Consider the following 5,835-nt stretch of genomic DNA (forward strand, 5'->3'; position numbering starts at 1 on the left):
GCGCGCCCTAAAATTATCGGTGTAGCTTTGCGAGTACAGCCCCGTCTCAATATGTGAAACCGCGATAATTCGTGACATCCGAATGGCGAAATTGCCATCGAACTTGGATTTTGTAAAGGCTCATTGGAGCTAAAGGCGGAATAAATGAAAACGTTAAGTGCAAAGCCAGAAAGCGTAAAGCGTGACTGGTATGTAGTAGATGCTACAGGCAAAACACTTGGTCGCTTATCAAGTGAAATTGCGAGCCGTTTAAGGGGCAAGCATAAGCCAGAATACACACCTCATGTTGATACAGGTGATTACATTGTTGTTGTTAATGCAGAGAAAGTTGCAGTAACAGGTAACAAGGCTAAAGATAAGATTTATCACAGACATACTGGTTATATCGGTGGTCTTAAGTCGATTTCTTTCGAAAAATTGATCGATAAAGCTCCTGAGCGTGCTATTCAAGGTGCGGTTAAAGGCATGTTGCCACGCGGACCTCTAGGTCGTGAAATGTTCAGAAAGCTAAAAGTGTATGCTGGTGATGTTCATCCTCATACTGCACAACAACCGCAAGTTTTAGATATTTAACGGAAGGCGATTATGTCAACTACATATAATTATGGAACTGGTCGTCGTAAAACTTCTGCGGCGCGCGTATTTCTAAAATCTGGTGGCGGTAATATTGAGATCAATGGCCGTGCACTAGATCAGTTTTTTGGTCGTAAGACTGCTCAGATGGTTGTTCGTCAGCCTCTAGAGTTGGTAGAGATGGCCGATAAGCTTGATGTAAAAATCACTGTAAAAGGTGGTGGTACAACTGGTCAAGCTGGTGCGATTCGTCACGGTATTGCTCGTGCTCTAATGGAGTATGACGAAACGTTGCGTCCAGCACTGCGTGAAGCAGGTTGGGTTACTCGTGATGCGCGTGCAGTAGAGCGTAAGAAGGTTGGTCTACGCAAAGCGCGTAAGAAGCCTCAGTTCTCAAAGCGTTAATACGCCTTATTCAAGAAACGCTTGTCGGTTATGCTGGCAGGCGTTTTTTTTTATGTTAATCCTTATTTTTATTAGGGATATTGTAGCGAAAGTTGTTGAAGCGGCAGGTCAATTTAATTACTATCTGTGGGTTTTGAAGTGCGCGGTCTAAAATTTTAGTCTAGTGTCGATAAGATAAAGTGATTGGGCGTTATTTACGCAGGTATAAGTTACTTATACTGGTGTAGATGTTGCTGGGTCATCATAACTAAACTACTACGTAAATATTGGTACGTAGTTAATATTGGGAGATGCCTATATGAGTGATGGCGACGTTAATGCTGGCCGACGCCGATTTTTAATCGGTGCTACCTCCGTTGTTGGTGGGGTAGGGGCAATTGGAGCAGCGGTTCCGTTTGTTGCGTCTTGGAATCCAAGTGCAAAAGCAAAAGCTGCCGGTGCGCCAGTTAAAGCAAGCATTGGAAAGTTGGAGCCAGGTCAGAGAATGACTGTTGAGTGGCGAGGTAAACCTGTTTGGGTTATTCGTCGAACTCAAGAGATGCTTGATAATATTGAAAAGCTGTCTGATGAGTTGCGAGACCCTCAGTCTGAGTTACCTCAGCAGCCTGAATATATTAAAGGGGTGTTTAGATCTTCGCGCCCTGAGTATGCAGTCATTGTTGGTATCTGTACTCACCTAGGTTGTTCTCCACAATTCGTGCCAGAAGTGAAGCCTCAAGAATTTGATGCTAACTGGGTAGGTGGCTTTTTCTGTCCTTGTCACGGTTCTCGTTTTGATTTGGCAGGTCGAGTCTATAAAGGGGTTCCAGCACCTAAGAACTTGGAAATTCCTCCTTATAAGTACCTGGATGATGCAACGGTAGTTATTGGTGTTGATGAGGAGCAGGCATAATGCAAAAGCTAATTAACTGGATTGACGAGCGCCTCCCTGTTGTTGAAGCATTCGAAAATCACATGAGTAAATACTACGCGCCAAAGAACTTTAATGTTTGGTATATTTTTGGTGTGCTTTCAATGGTTGTTTTGGTTAACCAGCTTCTTACTGGTATTTGGTTGACTATGAGCTACAACCCAAGTGCTGAAGGTGCGTTTGCATCGGTTGAGTACATTATGCGTGATGTTGAATATGGCTGGTTGCTGCGTTACTTGCACTCCACCGGCGCTTCAGCATTCTTTGTTGTGGTTTATCTGCATATGTTCCGTGGCTTAATGTATGGTTCATATAAGAAGCCTAGAGAACTTATCTGGATCTTCGGTATGACGATCTATTTAGCTTTGATGGCTGAAGCATTTATGGGTTATTTGTTACCGTGGGGCCAGATGTCTTACTGGGGTGCTCAGGTTATCGTAAACCTATTTGGCGCGATCCCTTACATTGGTGAGGATTTGTCCTTGTGGATTCGTGGTGATTACCTGATTTCAGGTATCACGCTAAACCGCTTCTTTGCTTTGCATGTCGTGGCATTGCCTATCGTTATTTTGGCATTGGTTGTTCTGCATGTATTAGCTTTACATACTGTGGGTTCGAATAACCCAGATGGTATCGAAATAAAGCAGAATAAAGACGAAAACGGTATTCCAAAAGACGGTATTCCTTTCCATCCTTTCTATAGTGTGCACGATATTGTCGGTATTGTTGTTTTCTTGTTTGTATTCTGTGGTGTTGTCTTCTTCTTCCCTGAGATGGGTGGTTACTTTATCGAGAAGCCAAACTTTGAACCAGCAAACCCGCTGAAAACGCCTGATCATATTGCTCCTGTTTGGTACTTTACTCCATTCTACGCAATGCTTCGTGCTGTACCTGATGCATTCTTGGGTGTGGTTGTGATGGGTGCTGCAATAGCAATTCTGTTTGTCTTGCCTTGGCTGGACAAGAGCCCTGTTAAGTCTATTCGTTATAAAGGCTGGATCAGTAAAGTTGCGCTAGCGTTGTTAGTCGTATCATTTTCTATACTCGGTTATTTAGGTGTTGTTGTTGCGACGCCTGAAAGAACGCTATGGGCGCAGATTTTGACTGCTGTGTATTTTGCCTACTTTTTATTAATGCCTTGGTATACAAAGATTGAAAAAACCAAGCCAGTTCCAGAGAGGGTGACAGGATAATGAAACATTTATTAATTGCGGTTTTCTGTTCTGTTATTTCTTTAGGTGCTTTTGCTGCAGGTGGACCTGCAGCGCCTATGGATCACATCAAAACAGACATTTCAGATAATGAGTCTTTACAGAATGGTTTATCTTTATTTGTGAACTACTGTTTTGCTTGCCACTCAATGAAGTACGCTCGTTATGAGCGTGCTGCTGATGATTTAGGAATTCCTCATGATATTTTTGAAGAAAATATTCTCGTAGGTGATACCAAGATCGGCCAGTTAATGGAAATTTCCATGGCTGAAGATCAGGCAAAGGTTTGGTTTGGTAGTGCTCCGCCTGATTTGACTTTGAGTGCTCGTTTGCGTGGTCCTGATTGGATATATAACTACTTGCGTGGATTTTACGCCGATTCAAAGCGCCCTTATGGTGTGAATAACGTAATTTTCAAAGATGTGGGTATGCCGCACGTACTAGCTGGTTTGCAGGGTGTTTGTGCTGTCGCGCCAGAGTTAGGTGTTGAGCCTGTTGTTGATCCATTAAGCGGAAATATTGTTAAGAGTAGTGGTTGTTCTGAATATGCGACAGAAGGAAGCTTGAGTCCTGCTGAATATGACGAAGCGATCTATGATCTGGTTAACTTTTTAGAATATGTTGGTGAGCCTTCTAGGCTTCAAAGTGAGGCACTTGGCCGAAATGTTCTTATATTCCTAGCGTTTTTGTTTGTTTTTGCATACTTCTTGAACAAAGAGTATTGGAGAGATATTCACTAGTTAGCTAGAAAGAAGAATAAAAGCCGTCCATGTGTAGGCATGGAGGGCTTTTTTTGTTTCTATCCAAGAGAATTTTCACGACTGGCTTGTAAATCGTGTATAATTCTGCCCAAATTTAAAACTGTGCTATCAGTGCAGTAAATCTGATTTAAAGGTTGAGGTAAGTATATGGGTGTTGTGACCAAACGTTCGTCCATGACGTTTTTTTCTGATGGTGAGAGCCATTACAGTCACCGGGTAAGAATAGTCTTAGCGGAAAAAGGTGTCGCAGTTGACGTTGTTAACGTTGACCCAGATAACAAGCCTGCTGAGCTTTCTGATCATAATCCATACAATGACTTGCCTACTTTGGTTGACCGCGACTTAGTACTTTATGAGTCGGATATTATGATGGAGTACTTGGATGAGCGCTTTCCGCACCCTCCTTTGTTGCCAGTATATCCGGTTGCTCGAGCGCAAAGCCGCTTGATGATGTACCGAATCCGTAAAGATTGGAGTCGTCTGGCTGATGCAATTCTTGCTGATCCGCATGCTGCGAAGGCGAATGAGTATCGTAAGGAATTGAAAGAAAGCCTGATTGCTACAGCGCCGATTTTTTCAGAAATGCCTTACTTCATGAGTGAAGAGTTTACCATTGTCGATTGCTGTGTTTCTGCCTTGTTGTGGCGTTTACCGGTAATGGGAATTGAGTTAGATGATGTCCAGGCAAAACCGATTTCGAAGTATATGGATCGTATATTTCAGCGTGAGTCCTTTCAAGCTAGCTTGTCTGAACTAGAAAAAGAAATGCGACACTAAGTCGCTAAATAATGAGTAAAGGGGTGAGCGGAATGACTCCAAGTCGGCCATATCTGGTTCGAGCACTAAATGATTGGATTTTGGATAACGACATGACGCCGTATATCGTCGTTGATGCCGGTATCCAGGGTGTAAGTGTCCCAGAAGACTATGTCACGAATGGGCAAATTATACTCAATATTAGTCCTGGTGCGGTTAATGAGCTGTTAATTGATGGAGAGGCTATTAGTTTTCGAGCGCGTTTTGGTGGCGTTCCGATGCAGGTCTACGTTCCTATCGTAGCTATTATGGCGATTTACTCAAAAGAAAATGGACAGGGTATGGTGTTCGGGGCTGAGCCTGGTGCTCCAGAGCCGCCGAGTCCGAATGACCCACAAGATGAAGGGAAGAAAGCGGCAGAACACCTGCCTCATAAGCCTTCTCTAAAGATAGTTAAATAAAGAGAAAGCCTGTTCTAGGCTTTCTTAACTAAAATGCGCCACCAAAAAGTTGATTTTCGATTTGGTGGCACATGGCATTAACTGCCATAAGTTGAGCTTCCATCGCTCGCGCTACCGAATTGGTGTTTAGCTGGATTTCAACATCCTGTCCCTGCTTTATCGCAGAAATTTTCCCATCTTTATGACCGATAAGTGTGATTACCTTGATGTCCTTTTCGTGCGCGGTTTGAATTGCTTGAACAATATTGCTGCAGTTGCCATCGATAGATAGTGCAATCAGGGTGTCTCCTTCGAAACCAATGGCTCTAATTTGCTTGGCATAGCTAAGGTTGTAATTGCCGTCCTTCGCAATAGCAGAAATAGTTGTGGAATCGATAGAAATATTGATCGCAGGAAGGCTTGGGCGTTCGAATTCCTGTTGGTTCATTAAGCAGGTTGTTAAAAGGCTTGCGATTGGTCCAGATAGACCGTTCCCGCAAATAATCAGTTTTTTATCGCTCAGAAGTGTCTGTGTAATTAGGTTGCAAGCTTGCTCCAGGTTTTCACTAAGTGCTTCAAGGTTTGCTGCGGCAGAATCAACAGCTTCACATAGGTAGTTTGATAGTGGTGATAGTTCGGACATTTCTAGTTAACCGTTTTAGGTGATTTAGGTAATAAACTGAGCTCAATAAGATGCATCGAATGCAGCTTTGTGCCAATGAATTTGCTCGGATAAGCTGTTCTCTTTCTGGCTGATAGATATAACATCAAATCGGCAT

8 protein-coding genes are annotated in these 5,835 nt (G+C 43.1%); 7 read left to right on the forward strand and 1 reads right to left on the reverse strand.

Annotation, left to right across the window (positions count from 1 at the left end; all coding sequences use genetic code 11):
- Positions 1-144: 144 nt before the first annotated feature.
- The 7 genes from rplM (at position 145) to A3756_RS11825 (ending at position 5,077) form a co-directional block, all read left to right on the forward strand.
- Positions 145-573, forward strand: coding sequence for a 50S ribosomal protein L13 (rplM, locus tag A3756_RS11795; protein ID WP_068516415.1), 429 nt, complete (start codon positions 145-147; stop codon positions 571-573).
- 12 nt (positions 574-585) lie between these two features.
- Positions 586-978: a 30S ribosomal protein S9 gene (gene rpsI, locus A3756_RS11800; RefSeq protein WP_068507251.1), complete on the forward strand. Its 393-nt coding sequence runs from the start codon at positions 586-588 to the stop codon at positions 976-978.
- A 298-nt stretch (positions 979-1,276) separates the two neighbouring features.
- Positions 1,277-1,870, forward strand: a complete 594-nt coding sequence (gene petA, locus A3756_RS11805; protein WP_068516412.1) for a ubiquinol-cytochrome c reductase iron-sulfur subunit — start codon at positions 1,277-1,279, stop codon at positions 1,868-1,870.
- The gene (locus tag A3756_RS11810) at positions 1,867-3,081 is read left to right on the forward strand and encodes a cytochrome bc complex cytochrome b subunit (protein WP_231872182.1); all 1,215 of its coding nucleotides are present in this window, start codon (positions 1,867-1,869) and stop codon (positions 3,079-3,081) included. Before petA ends, A3756_RS11810 begins: the two co-directional genes overlap by 4 nt.
- Positions 3,081-3,839 (forward strand): cytochrome c1, encoded by a 759-nt coding sequence (locus A3756_RS11815; protein WP_068553551.1) that lies wholly within the window; start codon positions 3,081-3,083, stop codon positions 3,837-3,839. The genes A3756_RS11810 and A3756_RS11815 overlap by 1 nt, the downstream gene beginning before the upstream one ends.
- A 168-nt stretch (positions 3,840-4,007) precedes the next feature.
- On the forward strand, positions 4,008-4,637 hold the full coding sequence (locus A3756_RS11820; protein WP_068516402.1) for a glutathione S-transferase N-terminal domain-containing protein: 630 nt from the start codon (positions 4,008-4,010) through the stop codon (positions 4,635-4,637).
- Positions 4,638-4,669: 32 nt separating this feature from the next.
- Positions 4,670-5,077, forward strand: coding sequence for a ClpXP protease specificity-enhancing factor (locus A3756_RS11825; protein ID WP_156490427.1), 408 nt, complete (start codon positions 4,670-4,672; stop codon positions 5,075-5,077).
- Between the two features lie 28 nt (positions 5,078-5,105).
- On the opposite strand, the gene A3756_RS11830 is transcribed toward A3756_RS11825, so the two are convergent.
- Positions 5,106-5,699 carry an SIS domain-containing protein gene (locus A3756_RS11830; protein WP_068553552.1) on the reverse strand — a complete coding sequence of 198 codons (594 nt, stop codon included), beginning with the start codon at positions 5,697-5,699 and terminating at the stop codon, positions 5,106-5,108.
- Between the last annotated feature and the right edge of the window lie 136 nt (positions 5,700-5,835).

Source organism: Oleiphilus sp. HI0086 (assembly GCF_001635225.1).

What these genes read in the sequence shown, in the direction of transcription:
- A3756_RS11815 (WP_068553551.1), top strand. Translation starts at nt 3,081, where the DNA reads ATGAAACATTTATTAATTGCGGTTTTCTGTTCTGTTATTTCTTTAGGT.
- A3756_RS11830 (WP_068553552.1), bottom strand. Translation starts at nt 5,699, where the DNA reads ATGTCCGAACTATCACCACTATCAAACTACCTATGTGAAGCTGTTGAT.
- A3756_RS11820 (WP_068516402.1), top strand. Translation starts at nt 4,008, where the DNA reads ATGGGTGTTGTGACCAAACGTTCGTCCATGACGTTTTTTTCTGATGGT.
- rpsI (WP_068507251.1), top strand. Translation starts at nt 586, where the DNA reads ATGTCAACTACATATAATTATGGAACTGGTCGTCGTAAAACTTCTGCG.
- A3756_RS11825 (WP_156490427.1), top strand. Translation starts at nt 4,670, where the DNA reads ATGACTCCAAGTCGGCCATATCTGGTTCGAGCACTAAATGATTGGATT.
- petA (WP_068516412.1), top strand. Translation starts at nt 1,277, where the DNA reads ATGAGTGATGGCGACGTTAATGCTGGCCGACGCCGATTTTTAATCGGT.
- rplM (WP_068516415.1), top strand. Translation starts at nt 145, where the DNA reads ATGAAAACGTTAAGTGCAAAGCCAGAAAGCGTAAAGCGTGACTGGTAT.